Annotated in this window: 15 protein-coding genes; all 15 read right to left on the bottom strand. The window is 37.2% G+C overall.

Going from position 1 to position 16,685, the window contains the following annotated elements:
* Positions 1–626 precede the first annotated feature (626 nt).
* Positions 627–1,676, bottom strand: a complete 1,050-nt coding sequence (locus tag AC0TWI_RS11920) for a DUF1015 family protein (protein WP_488126559.1) — start codon at positions 1,674–1,676, stop codon at positions 627–629.
* Between the two features lie 98 nt (positions 1,677–1,774).
* Positions 1,775–2,731 carry a hypothetical protein gene (locus AC0TWI_RS11915; protein ID WP_488126558.1) on the bottom strand — a complete coding sequence of 319 codons (957 nt, stop codon included), beginning with the start codon at positions 2,729–2,731 and terminating at the stop codon, positions 1,775–1,777.
* Positions 2,732–2,757: 26 nt separating this feature from the next.
* Positions 2,758–4,569, bottom strand: coding sequence for an aminotransferase class I/II-fold pyridoxal phosphate-dependent enzyme (locus tag AC0TWI_RS11910; RefSeq protein ID WP_488126570.1), 1,812 nt, complete (start codon positions 4,567–4,569; stop codon positions 2,758–2,760).
* A 588-nt stretch (positions 4,570–5,157) separates the two neighbouring features.
* Complete coding sequence (locus AC0TWI_RS11905; RefSeq protein WP_488126557.1) at positions 5,158–6,633, bottom strand: hypothetical protein; 1,476 nt, start codon at positions 6,631–6,633, stop codon at positions 5,158–5,160.
* Between the two features lie 33 nt (positions 6,634–6,666).
* On the bottom strand, positions 6,667–7,743 hold the full coding sequence (locus AC0TWI_RS11900) for a glycosyltransferase family 2 protein (RefSeq protein ID WP_488126556.1): 1,077 nt from the start codon (positions 7,741–7,743) through the stop codon (positions 6,667–6,669).
* Positions 7,744–8,041: 298 nt separating this feature from the next.
* Positions 8,042–9,949, bottom strand: a complete 1,908-nt coding sequence (locus AC0TWI_RS11895) for a tetratricopeptide repeat-containing glycosyltransferase family 2 protein (protein ID WP_488126555.1) — start codon at positions 9,947–9,949, stop codon at positions 8,042–8,044.
* 92 nt (positions 9,950–10,041) lie between these two features.
* Positions 10,042–10,857, bottom strand: a complete 816-nt coding sequence (gene hag / locus AC0TWI_RS11890) for a flagellin Hag (RefSeq protein WP_488126554.1) — start codon at positions 10,855–10,857, stop codon at positions 10,042–10,044.
* Between the two features lie 153 nt (positions 10,858–11,010).
* The gene (csrA, locus tag AC0TWI_RS11885) at positions 11,011–11,238 is read right to left on the bottom strand and encodes a carbon storage regulator CsrA (protein ID WP_488126553.1); all 228 of its coding nucleotides are present in this window, start codon (positions 11,236–11,238) and stop codon (positions 11,011–11,013) included.
* A gap of 4 nt (positions 11,239–11,242) precedes the next feature.
* Entirely contained in the window at positions 11,243–11,677 is a 435-nt protein-coding gene (gene fliW / locus AC0TWI_RS11880) for a flagellar assembly protein FliW (protein WP_488126552.1), read from the bottom strand.
* A gap of 13 nt (positions 11,678–11,690) precedes the next feature.
* A complete protein-coding gene (locus AC0TWI_RS11875) occupies positions 11,691–12,245 on the bottom strand; it encodes a DUF6470 family protein (protein WP_488126551.1) in 555 nt (184 codons plus the stop codon).
* A 93-nt stretch (positions 12,246–12,338) separates the two neighbouring features.
* Positions 12,339–13,220, bottom strand: coding sequence for a flagellar hook-associated protein FlgL (gene flgL / locus AC0TWI_RS11870; RefSeq protein ID WP_488126550.1), 882 nt, complete (start codon positions 13,218–13,220; stop codon positions 12,339–12,341).
* A gap of 12 nt (positions 13,221–13,232) precedes the next feature.
* The gene (flgK, locus tag AC0TWI_RS11865; RefSeq protein WP_488126549.1) at positions 13,233–14,759 is read right to left on the bottom strand and encodes a flagellar hook-associated protein FlgK; all 1,527 of its coding nucleotides are present in this window, start codon (positions 14,757–14,759) and stop codon (positions 13,233–13,235) included.
* Between the two features lie 38 nt (positions 14,760–14,797).
* A complete protein-coding gene (locus AC0TWI_RS11860) occupies positions 14,798–15,280 on the bottom strand; it encodes a flagellar protein FlgN (RefSeq protein WP_488126548.1) in 483 nt (160 codons plus the stop codon).
* A 61-nt stretch (positions 15,281–15,341) separates the two neighbouring features.
* Positions 15,342–15,779 (bottom strand): YaaR family protein, encoded by a 438-nt coding sequence (locus AC0TWI_RS11855; RefSeq protein WP_488126547.1) that lies wholly within the window; start codon positions 15,777–15,779, stop codon positions 15,342–15,344.
* A 75-nt stretch (positions 15,780–15,854) separates the two neighbouring features.
* Positions 15,855–16,673 carry a flagellin N-terminal helical domain-containing protein gene (locus AC0TWI_RS11850; protein ID WP_488126546.1) on the bottom strand — a complete coding sequence of 273 codons (819 nt, stop codon included), beginning with the start codon at positions 16,671–16,673 and terminating at the stop codon, positions 15,855–15,857.
* Positions 16,674–16,685: the final 12 nt, after the last annotated feature.

The following is a 16,685-nucleotide window of genomic DNA, read 5'->3' as shown; positions in this document are numbered from 1 at the left end:
GGATAATGTAATAATCACCATTCTTTTATTCTATTATAATTCGGAGAGATATATGGCATTTTAAGAGGAATAAGTGCTATGGAGGAGGTTTTACAAATATCGGAGTCTTGTAATAAATACTGACTACGCTTTACCTCCATCTTTTCTCCAGCTGAAGAGGTTTCAAATAGTCAAGGGAGCAGTTGTTGTACCGGCAAATCATTTACTGGAATAGCTCAAAAGTCTTTCCCCTTAATGTAAAACCCTCTCATTTCTTCAGTTGCTGAGAGAATTTCATACAGGCATTATTTAACGGGTGCCATTTCAGATGAGTATTACATTTTAGCAACTGACCATATTGTTTTTCGGGCTTCCTGTCCTTTGTGGAGAATCGTGTGATATTTCGAGACTACTGAATGGAATCAATATTCTCCAATCTAATGTACACGATATTTATTGTCATCGCTCTGTCGAAGTGTTAGCCAACCACTTTCTTCTATGTGGATTCAGCAAGGTACCGAGAACGAAGCCTATTTCAGGGCAGGTTGAGCTACAATCGGTTGATGCTTGCCTCGATACCTTTCTTTCCAGAAGATGATAGACTAACATCAATGAATATGGAGGGTTTTAATCCAAAAGCCTATTTTTCATTTATACTGTTTAAAAACTAAAAATGACGGGAACTTAGGTGAAAACCATGTTGACTTTGGCGGCATGATAGTATTCGTATTTGCATATCCAATAAATTCTTCTTTATCTATTGGATAAGTTTCAATTATAACGTCTTTTTTTCTAGGTGATAATTTATATTTCTTTAGTTCAGTATCAGAAAGATACTCAAGTCTACTTGTATCAAATATTCGAAAGGCCTGTGAAATAATTTGTGTATTTAAACGGTAAATATCATTATTCGAAAAAGCATCAGGACTTAATTTTTTTAAGTTCACTACAAATTCATTATTTCCATATTCAATACGAATGTTTCCTTTTGAAAGAGGTGTGTCTTTAGACATGACCTTAAATCTTTTAAAAATGAATTCTTTAGCCTTTTGAAATAGTTGTTCATCTACCTTAGGTATTATGCGATGAATTGGCAAAATATCTAGATATTCGAAGCTTATCAAACAAGAAAGAACAGAGTTTTTAAAGCCTGATAATGAACTTGTGTATAAACGGTGATGTCCATCTGCCACATATATACTTTCTATATCTAAAAATTCCTCTGTAATCTTGCAAGCTTCTTCACCACAAAACACGAAAATTTCTATATCTTCATTTAATCTATAACTATCAACGTACTTCATCTCATCGATGTATACTTTATAATCTATCTTTTTTCTATGGCCAAGCAAGATTGGAGCCGCCTCGCAATTATATCCATGGAGGTTACTCAGCATTCCTTGAACAATGTCTGGTATAACTAGTTCATGACATTTAACCCTCCCTTTGTCGTATTCGTTGATAGATAAATCTCCAATCATTCCATATACATTATTCAATTTAAAGATATAAACAGCATTTTTATATCCTCTTACTGGATGATTATTTAATACATCCTTTTCCTTTTGAGTAAGAAACAAGGTTCCTTCATCAAATGCCAATTTGTTGTCCTTTATATTAACTAAATTTATATATTCTGAGTCATAAATACTACCACTGATGTTGATAAACGATTTTTCGATTACGTTAATTTCCAAGAATTTCTCACCTTCTTTTACCTATACATTCATTAGTGTTTTTAGCATAAATTATATTAAAATTAATATTCACTTTGTATAAAAGAATTTAGACTATCTTATATCCAAAACTTTTCTTTAGGGGGGGTTAATGTAAACTCCTGCCCAATTCCCGTTGCTTCCGCTAACTGATAAATTTTTTCCGAAAAGTAGATGTCATGCATGGACAGACCAATGTTGTATACCATAATTCTCTCAGAGTCAGTTCGACGCCCTTCTGCTGTGCCATTGAGTATGTCAGACACTTCAGCAAATTTTTTAAACTGTCTAAAATACTTAAAATCCTTAACATGGTCTGTATCATCTGCATAAATTTTATCAAAGAATAAATCGCAATTCATAAACCCTCTCGTATGAATTGGTACAACCAAACAACCTTCTTCATAACAATCATCTCTACATATATCTTGAGATAAATAAGTAACAGAAGAAATGATAACTTCGCTTCCCTTTACTGTATCTTCGTAAGAATCACAAAAAATATATTCAACACGTTCTGAATTAGGAAGACTACGAATGTAATCCCTAAATAATAGATGTTGATTTTTATATTTTAGGAGTTTTAATACTATATTTGTGTCAGGCAATAAAGCAAGCAACACTTTCAATGTAGCCCTCGCTTGATTACCTAAACCTATAACAGCTATCTTATTAAAATTTTTCTTGCTTAAAAGTTTAATTGAATGTGCAGCAACTGCACCAGTACGCATGGTGGTTATATAATTTCCATCCAACAGAGATTTCAGAGAACCAGTTTCGTAATCATAGAGCAAAATCTGACTATCCAGCGCAGGACTTCTAGACGGATATCTAGTTACTATTTTAACCCCCCCACAATTATCCTTAAGGAGTATGGAAGGCATCACATTATAAAACACATCTTCTATTGGTTTCATACTAGTTTTTGCAGGTAATATTACATCGCCTTTGTTTTTGAGCATATCATCTACCCATTTATAGCACTGCATTGGCTCTATGTTTAAACGCATAATGTCAGTATGTGTTAAAATTCTCATTACCCTTCCTCCCACATTACTATGTTCTAAGCCAATATGTCTTTTAATGCTGCAACCAGTTTATTATTTTCTTCCGGGCGTTTTACCGCAATTCGGATATATTCACCCTCAAAACCATTCTTTGAAGTTAAATCTTTAATTAAAATATCGTATTGATCTAATAAAGTTTCCGTTACTTCCTTTGCTTTATGATCCCCAACAACTTCACACATTAAATAGTTAGCCTGCGAAGGTATAACTCGCAAATTTTTTACAGTTGAAAGTTCCTCAATGTAATCTCTTCTAACATTTTTAAACCTTCTCATAGCTTCTTCATAATCACCCTTATATTTCTCAAATATTTGCATATAGAATTCACCGAAGGAATTTATATTCCAGATTGCCATGTCATCCTTTATAGTGTTGATAAGTTCTGTATTGATAGAAGCCAAAACCCCTAGACGCAGCCCTGGTACTCCAAAAGATTTTGATATACTCTTAATGACAATTAAATTTGGATAGCTATTTAATACTTTTTCGTCTAATAGGGTGGCATTTTTCTCTTCCGCAAAATCTATAAAAGACTCATCCACAATAAAAGCTATCTCTCTATTCGCTGTCCATTCTGCAATCTTCAATACATCTGCTTTTTTGATATAATTTCCAGAGGGATTATCAGGATTAATTAATAATAAAACAGAAATATCCTTGTCCACATAGAAGTCAATCAAGTCTTCAGCTGTATAAGTATAATCATTGTTACCCGGATAATATGGAACTATATCGTCAGATCGTTTCCGATTTGGATATTCTTCAAATGTCGGAATTGCCATACCAATCTTTCCGGGAATCCTTTCCATCAATGATTTAATCAGTTCAGCTGCTCCATTCCCTATAACGACATGTTCCTTTTTCAGTCCAAAATATTTTGCAGCTAAGAGACTGTTTACACCCATTCCAGATGGATAATCACATATTAACCGTTCAAAATTAGCTTTTATTTCATCCAATAGTTTTTGTGAAGGGTAAAATGGATTTACTAAGTAGCAAAAGTCAATTAAACTAGGATATCTCCAATATCCACCATATCTACTCTGTATTCTCTTTAGCTTATCTTCAGCAGAAGTGGTGAAAATGGATTCAGCAATATCAAGATCTTGTACATCGTCTATTTCATACCATGATTCATCACCTAAGATTGTTGCCTTTATCTCTGGCCTGTCTAGTAGTGTGATCACTTTAAGTACTTGTTCATAATATTCATTATTTCCTAAAGCCTTACTATAAGCCTCCAAGAATGGTACATAATGAGTGGTGGAAAATCCCTTGCTAAATTTATATATATTGACGGTCTTATAATAGCTTTGGATATCCTCATACTTAAAATCTTTTTTGCCTAAAAATCCTTTTATGTTGTTCTCTTCGTCTAATTTAACTACTGTACCATCCATCCAGCTTTCATATTTTGCAACTAATGCAAGGCTTGGGTAAGGATCTTCAATAATTTTATTTAAGACTGAGTCCTCGAAAATTAGATCTGATTCTAATAGCAGTGTATCATCCTTCAATAAGTAATCTCTTGCCATATAAAGTGAATAGATGTTATTAGTTTTATCATAAATTTCATTTTCTACGTATTCCACGGGGGTATTTATTTCCAAGGTTGAAATAAAGTCAATTAGTTCTTTACCCTTATAACCAACGACGATAATAATCTTTGTTAAATTGGTCTTATCCAGTTGGCGAAGCATCCTTTCAATCATTGTAACCCCATTTACTTTCACCATGCTTTTCGTATTATTATCCGTTAATTCCTTTAGACGTTTACCCATACCAGCTGCCAAGATTATTCCTTGCACTTTTCTCAATCCCTTTCTCCAATATTCTTAAAATCCTGTTCTCTTTTCTAAATCTAGTCTAATAACGTACTACTACTATAAAACTTTGACTGTGAGTAGTAATGTCCTCGTTCATAAAAGGCGCTTTGCAAAACACCTCTCCCCTAATGATATGTTAAAAATATATATTGGTTTTTTAAATGCCATTGCCTTTGTTAGTAGCCAATATAGTTCTCTCCAGAATCTCGAATTACTAGGATCTATAATGGCGCGTTCCTAAACTTATTAGCATGGCCAGGGCATTTAGGATAGTTGTGCATTATCGTTTGTTTAAACATTTTAAAAGCACCTCCTAAAAATGATAACCTTTGATTACCAGGAGGTGCTGCAAACGCCTTAAAACGTTAGTCTACAGATTATCTGACGCCAAACCGAATATGTTTTCCGCCTATAGGCCCTTTCAGAAACCAACTGACTGCTCTCATCTTTTCTAGCACAAATTGATTTCATCCAATGGGTCATGTAACAAAATAAGATACCACAGTCTTTGTCTAGAACCCTAGAAACAGAAACAAGAAGAAAGATAAATTTCCATATATTGTAGGGCCATTAGTAAAAACTTTCTTTTAACACTTCGCTTTTTATAGATAAATAAATTTCCTTTCCGGATTGTCCATTGGAATTAACATACACCCGGTTTGCTATATTCTTTCTGTTTTTAGCTAAAGGATCATAACCCACTGATAACTTCTTAACTAAATCATACCAAGACTCCGAACGATCCATCATATAATAAAAGACATTATCTGGGAGCAATGAATTCTCAGGCATCTTTTCCGCCCAATATAAAACCTTTTTTTCGGTTAATAAATAGGCATTTAAAAGCGATCCTTCTTTAGAAATTAAAATATCCGCCGCTACTAAAGCCGGATAGTAACTATCTGTCTCATCTAAAATAACACCTTTATATAATGTATCTCCAGCGTTTATACTATTGATTAAGTCCTGATAATATTCATAGAAGTGAGGTATATACTTAGAAATAGATATCTTTGTAAGTGGATGAGGACGCCAAAGAATGACTGTATCCTTAATAAATCTAGGTATATTAAATATATCAATAAGATGTTCTAGTGCCTGAAATGGCTTGTTAGCAAAATAAAGACAACCTGTATCAAGAAGAAAAACGGTTTTCCCCTTTACTTTCTCCCTCCATTCCTTAGGGTAATCAATTTCACTACTTAGTGCCACAATCATGCCATCTAGCTTAGGTGATCCCAGTACTAGAATTTTATCTAATGGAATTCCTTCCATTAATGCTTTTTCTTTTTCTCTTTCATTCACTAAAACTATTTTATCTATATTTCTTAAAGAGGGATTATCATATGGATAAAAGCCTTCACCCTTATTGTGAGAAACAAAAGATGAAAGATAGTATGGTACATAAACAAGCATATCAGTATACTTTTTTAAATTCGAAGTGAAGTACTTTTGATAAACCTGTGTTAGTGTATTATAGTTATCATAAATATTGTGTATAAAAATTATATCTGGTTGCTCAATTTCTAAGTCATACTCTTCATAATGTGTAATAGGAATATTTAAGGCAAAACGTTCACCTTCATATACAGGTATTGCTTCTTTATTTGTAAGTTGATAGTACGGTATTGGAACCACATTAACTACACAGTTCGGATCTTCCAAAAAAGCCTCGTAAATAGACGCTAGACTATCCCACATTGATGCTTTGTAAGGAAAGAAAACAACGTTTATTTTTGCTTGAACTTCTTCAATAAATAATTCTTTTAATATTGATATGTTACTCTTTAGATTTTCGATAATGTTATTTTTTTTATCAACATCTTCTATCAAAAGCTCACAGAACATGCCTTGTACAACTTTTAACTGTTTTGCAGTCTTATTCGGGGTTATTTCTTCATTTTCTATTTTACTTTCTATCATTTTCAATGCATTTAAACAATCATTTATTGCTACACTCTTATTCATCAATTGGTCTAAAACATCTACCATTTCAGAGACTGTTTCTAATAAATCAACGATTTTCTTTTTATTTTTTAAAAACATGGAATTCACCCTTCAGATTACTTCAAAAATTTCTTAAGTGTTTTTTCCTTTATTTTTGTTTATATTCAAAATATCCATTCTCTTCATCGCTAATTTATAATTGTACTTTGAAGAAAGAGTGTAATAATATTGCGCTTTTTCCAATTTGCCAATAACTTCGTAGAAAACACCCAAATTATACGCTGGAAGAAAAGTGCTAGTTCCCTTCACAATCTCTCTTAAATTTCCTCTTAAACATTCTAGAAAGCTTAACTCTATATTTTCCATATAATCATTAATATATCTAGGATATTTGAAACTATATTCCATAAAGAAAAGACCCTTAGCGAAGTGAAAATCGGAAAGGTTTTTTAATGATTCTTCATTATCCCTTATAACCTGTAAAACCTCTGTTTCACCAAGTTCTTTTCCGGCAGTTATAATTTCAACTACTAAATCAGCATAATAGGGAACACTCTTCCTTACTAATTCGTAAGATTTACTCAAAAATTTAAAAGCCCCTCTATATTGTCCGTCAATTCTCAACTCTTTTCCCAATTGATATAAATAATAAGGGTCAGAGGGGTGATCGGCAACTTCTTTAATTAATAATGGTATATTTCGTTCACTCTTATTTTTATTTAAATACCCATCATGTTTTACTTTCCACGTTAGGTTTACTCTTGGTCTGTCACTAATAAGTTGCTCATGAATTGAACCTTGATATCTGACATCCTTTGGAAAAAACCTCGATACGTATGTTGTACTTTGTTCCTCTTGGTCCCCGTTCATAAAGCGGCTCTCTATAAGAAGTCTCCCAATAAAGTTACCATTCATGGTTTCATATAAGTCTTCCTTTGAGCCATTGACTAGGTATTCATCAGCATCTAAGACCAATATATATTCGTTGCTAGCCTGTTCGATCGAAAAGTTTCTCGCATCAGCAAAGTTCTCTCTCCAATTATACTGATATAGCTTGGTATTTGGAAACGATTTAACGATACTGATAGTATTATCAACTGAACCTGTATCAACTACTATAATTTCATCTACTAGGTTTTGGACACTGTTTAGACATCTTTCTATATAATTTTCCTCGTCTCTGACAATCATAGCTAATGAAATCTTCATGTTGATTCCTACTTTCTATTGCGAGTGGACTTATCCATTACAATCCTTCCTATCAGAAGATATTGCCTACCAAAATCTCTACGATTCGAATACATTTACATAAACAGAAAATATATTGATATTACTTGAACAATACAAAAATTATTGAAACCCCATAAAAATATACATAACAAAGGAATGATTTCCTGTGAAGAATTCGTGAGTTCCTTTTTTACCAAGCTATGGACATCTCTTCAGAATATTACACCATAGCTATACAAAAAAATTAGTTCATTAACCAGTAGAAGCTTTGGAGTGATTATTGATCTACATAGTCGTTGAAATTAGCTTTACACCTCTCAAGAATTGTTCCATATAATATTTTATTTGTGGTATTCTCAAGGATATAATCATAAAATCTGTAATCATCTTCAAAAATGCCTAATGCATATTTCGCCACTTCTATGGCAGATTCATTTTGTTTTACTTCTAAAAGACATTTAATTATAGAATCGAAATCCTGCTCACTATATTTATCCCAGCTACATAAGTTGTATAACTCTAGTGCCTGCCCCTTTAACCCAATTGAAAATAATAAACGTGCAACTTTAATAATCAATGATTCTCCTGCCCCTTCAATATTTTCCAGAAGCACATTACACATATCAATTTTTTTATAGACAAATAGAATTTCTAAAGCATTAATAACTATATTCTCATCGATATCGTTCACCGATTTATTCCCTTGGAAAATATCATTTAATGCGGTTATTTTTACATTTTTCATAATTACGTCAGTTTTTTCCTGAAACTCTTTTACATCATTGATATGATTACTCAGGATTAGAAGATCAATCATGTTTATCCAATTAGAATCAATTAGCTTTTGTATTAAATCTATATTAATGATACTTTTAAATTCTTTTATGCTTCCCATCTCAGTGATAATATATCTTTTTAATAAGCTTAATTCGTATAATATATTATTATCCTCATTATGATCTTCTAGGATTTGCAATGCCAAAAAGGGATTTCCCACAAAAAAACTTGCCTTGATATATATTTTAAGATTGTTTTGATTTACTAATTGGTTTCTCTTCAAAAACTCTAATATCTCAGTTTCACTGTGATATTTGTTGAGCAAAGATACTATTTGATTAATACTCTCTCTATGGTTCTTATTTATATTCAAAACACTAGTAAAGTGGTAAATAGCGTTATTGTAATCCTCGAGGTAAAGAAAGATCTGTCCTAACATGTAATGTGGTTTTTGATCTTTAAGGTCTGGTCTAATAATTATGTGATTATACTTATCACCGTTATTTAATATCTGCAGGAATATATTTTTAGCTTTAATTATTTGGCCTCTTTGTTGATAAATTGCACCTTTAAAATATAAAAACTCTGGTGAATGCTCATAAATTCTTTCAGCATCGTGTATGACATTTAATGCATCTGTATATCTTTTTAAGTTTATTAAACAAATTGTAATTTGGATCAAAGTAGTAGAAACCCATGAGAGGCGAAAGTCCTTTTTCTGCTTATAAGCTTCTAAATAAGCTTCTAATGCCTTTGAATAGTCGCCCAATGAAAAGTATTCATTTCCATAATTAAAGTAATCGAAAGCATTCTTCTCATCGTTCATCATTTCTGCATCCAAGAGCTCTTTGTTGCGCAAAGATTTATTCTTTTCGTCGACCGTTCTTTTTAAGTAGCCTGAATGAAAAATAAGCAACCCTGATTTGCAAATCCTCAATGTTTGCTCTTTATCACAAATTAACTGCTCGTGTATTTTACGATAATACTTTATTTTACCGTTGTTTCTATATATTCTATCATGGTAGTGTTGGACTAGATTTTCTCCAACATCTCCTGCAAAGTTAATAATCTTCGCAGCATATGCATCACTTTCTTCTCTATTCTCTTTCAACTCCTCAATAAATTGTTTAAAGTTTTCTTCGTCAACATATTCATCAGCATCCAAGACTAGTATCCATTCACCAGTAGCCTTAGATGCAGAAAAGTTTCTAGCCGCTGAAAAGTCATTTATCCATTCAAAATTGTATATTTTTGAAGTATATTTCTCAGCAATAGATATCGTTTGGTCCTCGGAGCCTGTATCCACCACAATAATTTCATCTACTAAACTAACTACTGATGATAAACAGCGCTCAATTACCTTTTCTTCATTTTTTACTACCATGCATATTGATAATAATGGTTTCATGTCATTGGTCCTCCTAGAATATAATAAATCTAATAAAAATATCGTGCTTAGGAAAATAAGCACGATATTTCAATAGATTCATTAAATATAAATTAACGAAGTAATTGTAATACTCCTTGTGGCTGCTGATTTGCTTGAGCAAGCATTGCTTGAGCGGCTTGAGAAAGAATAGAATTCTTAGTTTGAGCCATCATTTCTTTAGCCATATCAACATCACGTACACGTGATTCTGCAGCTGTCAAGTTCTCACTTGATGTACCAAGGTTATTTATAGTGTGCTCAAGACGGTTCTGGAATGCACCTAATTTAGAACGTTGTTTCGATACTGCTTCAATGGCGATATCCAACGTACTAATTGCTGTACTTGCCGCCCCATGACTACTAACTGATACCAGTGCTGCAGAAAGACTTAAACCTGTTGTACTCATATCAGAAATACCAATATTTATATTCTGACCATCATTAGCACCAATTTGTAGAGTTCCAGAGAAATTACCTTTTAATAAGTTTTGCGTATTGAATTCAGTAGTATCAGCAATCCTATCGATTTCTGACATTAGTTGATTTAGTTCATCCTGAATTGCATCTCTATCTGCTGTAACGTTTGTGTCATTAGCCCCTTGTACAGCAAGTTCTCTCATACGTTGGAGAATAGCGTGCGTTTCATTTAGGGCACCTTCAGCAGTTTGAATTAATGAAATCCCATCTTGAGAGTTCTTAGAAGCCATATCTAGACCGCGAATTTGTCCACGCATTTTTTCGGAAATCGCCAAGCCTGCTGCGTCATCACCAGCACGGTTAATACGAAGTCCTGAAGCAAGTTTCTCCATGTTTTTAGATTGTGCATTTGTTGCCGCACCCAACTGACGGTGTGTATTCAACGCTGCAATATTGTGATTGATAATCATTCTTTTTTCCTCCCTGAATGTCCGATCCACGTCCTTGTGGATGGTGTTGTTTTTTGGTGTTAAGCAAGGCAGAGGGTCGGCCGCCCCTTGCTGTTGCTTACATATCTTATATCGTCAGGGAGGAGGAATATTTAATAGTTTTTAAAAAGATTTTTATTGTTTTTTTGCTTTTGATAGGATGGTGAACAGGTCTGTTACGGATTCGGTTGCTTCTGTGTTGGCGGATTGGATGTCGAGCCAAACTTCTTTGCGATGGATTTCGACATTTTTAGGTGCGTTGATGCCGATTTTGACCTGGTCGCCTTTGATCGAGTTGATAGTGATTTCAATGTCTGGGCCGATTTGAATCGATTCGCCCTTTTTTCGGGTCAGTACTAGCATCTTGTCACCTCTTTACCGCTTGGAAGAGCGGATGCTTTGTTTTGTAGTTTTCCTCGTTCAGAATAACCTGTTTTGCCTTGTTGTTTTTGATGTTGACGATGACAGGCGCTTGCAGATTTGCTGTGCTTTTTTCAAACGGATCGTGAACAGTCAGGATAACGAAGGCGCTGACATCTTCAGGGCTACTGATTTGGAGCAGTTCGACTGTATTTTCATCAAGTTTAAAGTCATATTTTTCATAAAGACTGTACGGGTCGGCGATGACGAAGGCAATTTCTGGCGTATCAACGGATTGCATGATGGACATTGCATCCATGTCGGGAAGTGGAAGCAAAGTGAACCTTGTTTCGTCCGGAAAGCCGGGTATGCCGCTTTCAAATGTAAGGATTGTATCCTCTGTGATTTCCACTTCTCCGTGGTATTTCGTTTGTATGTTCATTTGGCCACACTCCTTATTTTACAAAGTCGATTTGCAAAGAATGGCGTCTTGTGAGTGAGACATTGACTTTGCCTAGTTGGTACTGGTGAATTGGCTTGTTGACTTTCGCATCAATGATTGGATGTCTTGTTTTCACATTGATATTTGTTTTCCCTGGCTGGTAATTAATTTTCACAGAGAAGACAGATGGAATCCAAGCGATGTTAGTTTCGGCCGGCGGCGGGTTGGCGTTGCGCTTTGCCTGCTCAATCAGGACATCTTGTCCATTCTGAATCTCCATCATTTCATCGCCCTCTGAAGAGATGCGGGCGATTGCCTGCATGACTGCCTGATGCCCCTTCTGCGCGTAATCCTTGCTCCAACGGAACGGGCTTCTTATATTCATGTCTTCCCAAGCTTGCGTCTGATCAATCGTCAGGCGGCCGAGAATTGTGTTGATTTTCATGTCAGCCAGTGGCTGCTCAATATGTAGATCGGCCTTTGGCTGCTGAATCGATTGCCTTGCGGGCGTTGACTGGATGGCAATTTGCGCCGTTTGGGACTGCATTCTGATTTGCGGAACTTGCATATATAGCCTCCTCTCGAAAAAATGCCTGGCCCTCTTGCGCCGATTGGCTTCATTGCCAGATGCGTGTAGAGGAGCCAGGCACGGTATGTGCGGTTATCTTAGGAAGTCCATCAGAGATGGCTGGATGATACGGGAGCCGACAGACATCGCTGCACGGTGAACTGCTTCCTGGGCTTTGAATTCCATGACCACTTTTTCGAATTCAATATCTTCGTTGTCTGACATGATTCGTTTTGCAATGGATTCCTGATTGTCAATCCGCTCTTCCATGAAGTCAAGGCGGTTGGTACGGGCGCCGAGTTCGGAGCGGGCGGAGAGCATAGTGTTTGTTGCCGAATCTATTTGATCAAGGTATTTCCCTACCCCGGCAGGGTCATCGCTTAAGGCTGTTTGAAGCTCCTCTAGCATTGTAAACAAGGATTCGTCACCTTTTCCAAATATGTCTTCGCCTTTCATATTAACAGGAACTCGAATACCTTTAGCCAACTCGAACTCAACATTTTGATCATCGAACACAGGTTCAACATCAGTAAGATTTTTAAAAGGCGCTTCTTGTGTTTTTGTTCCGTTGAAAATATATTTGTCGCCGACCTTTGAATTGGCAATTGATTTTAAGTGATCAGTTAATTGTTTCACTTCAGATTGAATTGCTTCAAGCTGGCCATCATCATACGTACCATTGCTTGCCTGAACAGTCAGTTCACGAATCCGTTTTACGACTTCTGTTGCTTCCCCAATCGCGGAGTCAGCTGTATCCACCCAATTCCTCGCTTCGGAGAAATTTCGTTTAAATTGTTCCACCTCTAAAACATTCGTTCTGTAGAACATGCCTTTCATTGCCACAACAGGGTCGTCAGAGGGGCGGGAAATCTTCTTCTGCGTCTGAGCCTGTTCAAACAATTTGTCCAGACGGGAATAGCTTTGATTGATATTAAACATGACATTATTTGAAATCATGCCATCTGTTACGCGCATTGTCTACACTCCTTATCTTCCGACAGTTCCCATGCCGTTTATGATTTTATCGAGCATTTCATCAATTGTAGTAATCATCCGAGCAGAGGCAGAGTAGGCATGCTGGAATTGAATCAGGTTCGAGAACTCCTCATCTAGGGAAACCTCGCTGATGGACCTCCGATTTTTATCGACCGAGTTTAAAAGAAGGCCAGTGTTTCCTTCTAAACGGTTGGCTTGCTGGCCCTTGACCGCCATTTCGCCGATAACACCTTCGTAGAAGGATTGAAGCGTGCCCGATTTGATTGGCAAACCAGCTACGACTTGATTGCCATCCTTGTCCAGCATGATTCCATCTTTAATGATGAGATCCTTCATTTCAGCCAATTTAAGGGCATTCTCTCCGTCTCCATGATTTCCATCCTTCAGAGAAGCAGCGACCTTTGAGGGTTCACTGATGATTACTTTTATATTGGCTGCAGTAATGTCTGTTCCATCTGACCCACTAGAAAAAAAGCCAGTACCCTTAACCCCATCGAGATCAAAGCCACCCGAGTGAATTGAATTAAATACTTGCGCAAAAGAATAAGCATAGTCATTAAGCTTATTGATCATTTCAGGGTATAGCGTGTCATGGGCTTCAAATAATGCAGAGAGTTTACCTTTTCCTTCTCCAATGGAGGCAGCATCAAGTGTTTCGCCGGCCAACTGCAGTTCTTGCGTCCCGGTCTCATTTCCTGCAGCATCTTTACTAGAGACCCATTCTAAACTGCGGCTTGTTTTGTCGTTAACCAATTCGACCTTCTTTCCATTTACCAAAATGGAAACACTCCGGCCGCCTTCTGCAATAGCCAATGAATTTCCGCCGTAATTTACTGGCTTCGTTTCAATGGGCACAAGGGTGGATAGCTGGTCAATCAAGCGGTCCCGTTCATCATACAAATCATTTGGCAAATACCCATGCGGCTCTACTTCGCTAATTTGCTGGTTAATGGCAGCGATTTGTTTCGCGAGTGAATTGATTTCCAACACTGCCGTATCAATTTGGCTTTTCGTTTCCGTCTGGATTTGAGTGATGGATGAATGAAGATAACGGAACGTCTCCGCTACTGCTTCCCCTCGTTGTATAACAACTCGACGGGCACCTTCGTTCTCAGGATTTGTACTCAGATCCTGAAGGGATTGCCAAAATTGTGCCATTGCTTTGGACAACCCGTTGTCACTCGGCTCGTTCATGATGTCTTCCATTTGACGGATAGATCCGGCGAGTGAGCTATAGTAGCCGAATTTGTTATTCTCGGCACGATATTGTTCGTCGATAAAACTATCGCGAATGCGCTGGATGGTACCGTCAACAACCCCTGTTCCAAGCTGGCCGGGAATTTGAGGGCGATTCATCGCAGCTGCTGGATATGGTGTTGTTTGTTCAAAATTAACACGCTGGCGAGTGTAGCCGGGCGTATTTTTGTTAGCGATGTTATGGCCAGTTACGTAAATCGCGCTTTGCTGGGTATACATACCGCGTTTTGCAGTTTCAAGCCCCATAAATGTGGAACGCATCGGTTTTTCCTCCCAAATAGCGGTTTAAAACCCGCTTTCTATGCTTTTGAGTCAAATATTGACCTACCTCCGCCCGACTGTTCAAAGCCTTCATTTTGCGTTTTTGAATAATTGGGCGTGTTTTGTTCAGGTGATAAAATATCAAGGCTCATGTTCACGAACTGTATCGAGTATTCGAGAAGCTGCTGGTTCAGACCATTGATATTTTTCAGCTCGGCAATAACTGCTTTCAGTTTGTCCTGCAGCCCGGTCAGCTCTTCCCTTTCCTGATCAGAGAGTGACTCGCTGACTTCTGAAATGGATGCACCTTTTCGGTCCAGTAATTGTTCAGTGATTTTTTCTCTTGATTGGTCAGCGATTTGAATGGCTGTAACATGCTTCTGTTCTTCACGCAGCAACGTGTTCAGCTTTTTCATATCGTTTTTTTCAATGGCTTCAGTTTTTTCCTGTGACGTTTCGAGCAGCTGATTATGAAGAACGAGCAGCTTTTCTAAAACTTCTATGAGTGATTGGGCCGTCATCCGCAGACCCTCCTCCGTTGTTTTGCATTCTAGTCATTATATCGGCTTCATTTGTCGTTCATTAAGTATAGATGTTGATAAGCATGCCTTGGATCTCTCCGACGAGTCCGAGAATTTCAAGTCCCTTTTGCTCCTTTTCGAGAACCGAATTGGCAAGGTCAATCAGTTTGCTGTCCACTTCTTTGACAACCTTGTACACTTTCGTACGGCCCCGCCAATCAAGTCCACGCTGTTCCTCCAGCTGCAGACCGTTATTAACTGCATCTTCAAGGAAGCTTTTTACAAGTTTCTTATACTTTTTGAAATCCTCGATTGTCTGCGACTTCGCTAGCTTCTGTCCCTGGTCCTCGATGTCCTGACGAAGCTGGTTCATTCGTTCATAAACAACATTCTCACGTTTCTTTGACATCACTTCAGAAAAGTGGACAGATTCCGTTGCCTGCTGTTCTTTTTTCTGGACGCTATGGACGCCTGTGCTTTCAACTCTGCGCACATCCATACTCATTCACCTCTTGTTCGAACTATCTATAGTCAAAAGGAGCGGAGTATTCCCTCCACTCCTAAGTTGGAATTATTATTGCAGCAATTGCAGGATTCCTTGTGGCAATTGATTCGCCTGTGCGAGCATTGCCTGGCCTGCTTGGTTCAAGATATTGTTCTTTGTGAAGCTTGACATCTCTAGAGCCATGTCAAGGTCGCGGATCCGAGATTCTGCCGCAGTCAGGTTTTCGTTCGCTGTTTGTAGGTTGGTTACTGTGTGCTCTAGACGGTTTTGGTAGGCCCCTAAACTAGCACGAGCAGTTGAAACATTATTAATAGCTGCATCCAATTTCTCAATGGCAGCTGAAGCGGCTGTTGCATTTTCCACATCAAGAGTTGGAATCCCCAACCCCGCAGCATCCATTTTGCTAATCTGTATTGTCATGTCTTCATCAGTATTTGCCCCTATTTGGAACTTGAATTCACCCTCAGTCCCACCTTTGAGCAGAGTCTTCCCATTAAATTTTGTGTCTTTTGCAATTCTATCTATTTCCTCTATCAATTGATCCACTTCTTCTTGAATGGCTACTCTATCTTGATCATCATCTAACGTCCCATTCGCCGCCTGCACGCTCAACTCCCGCATTCTTTGCAAAATCGAGTGCGTTTCATTCAGCGCGCCTTCTGCAGTTTGAATCAGGGAAACGGCGTCAAGTGCATTTCGCTCTGCCATGCCGAGTCCGCGGATTTGCGATCTCATTTTTTCAGAGATAGCCAGTCCTGCAGCATCGTCAGCAGCGCGATTGATGCGCATGCCGGACGAGAGTTTCTCCAGGTTTTTAGAAGTTGCGTTCATTGTTTGTGACAGGTTCCGATAGGCATTGAGAGCCTGGATGTTGTGATTGATTCTCATTTTGTACCCCTT

It is taken from the genome of Lederbergia sp. B243.17, assembly GCF_057657925.1.
The sequence above is the reverse complement of the archived record's forward strand: the minus strand, read 5'-3'. Positions and strand labels throughout refer to the sequence as shown.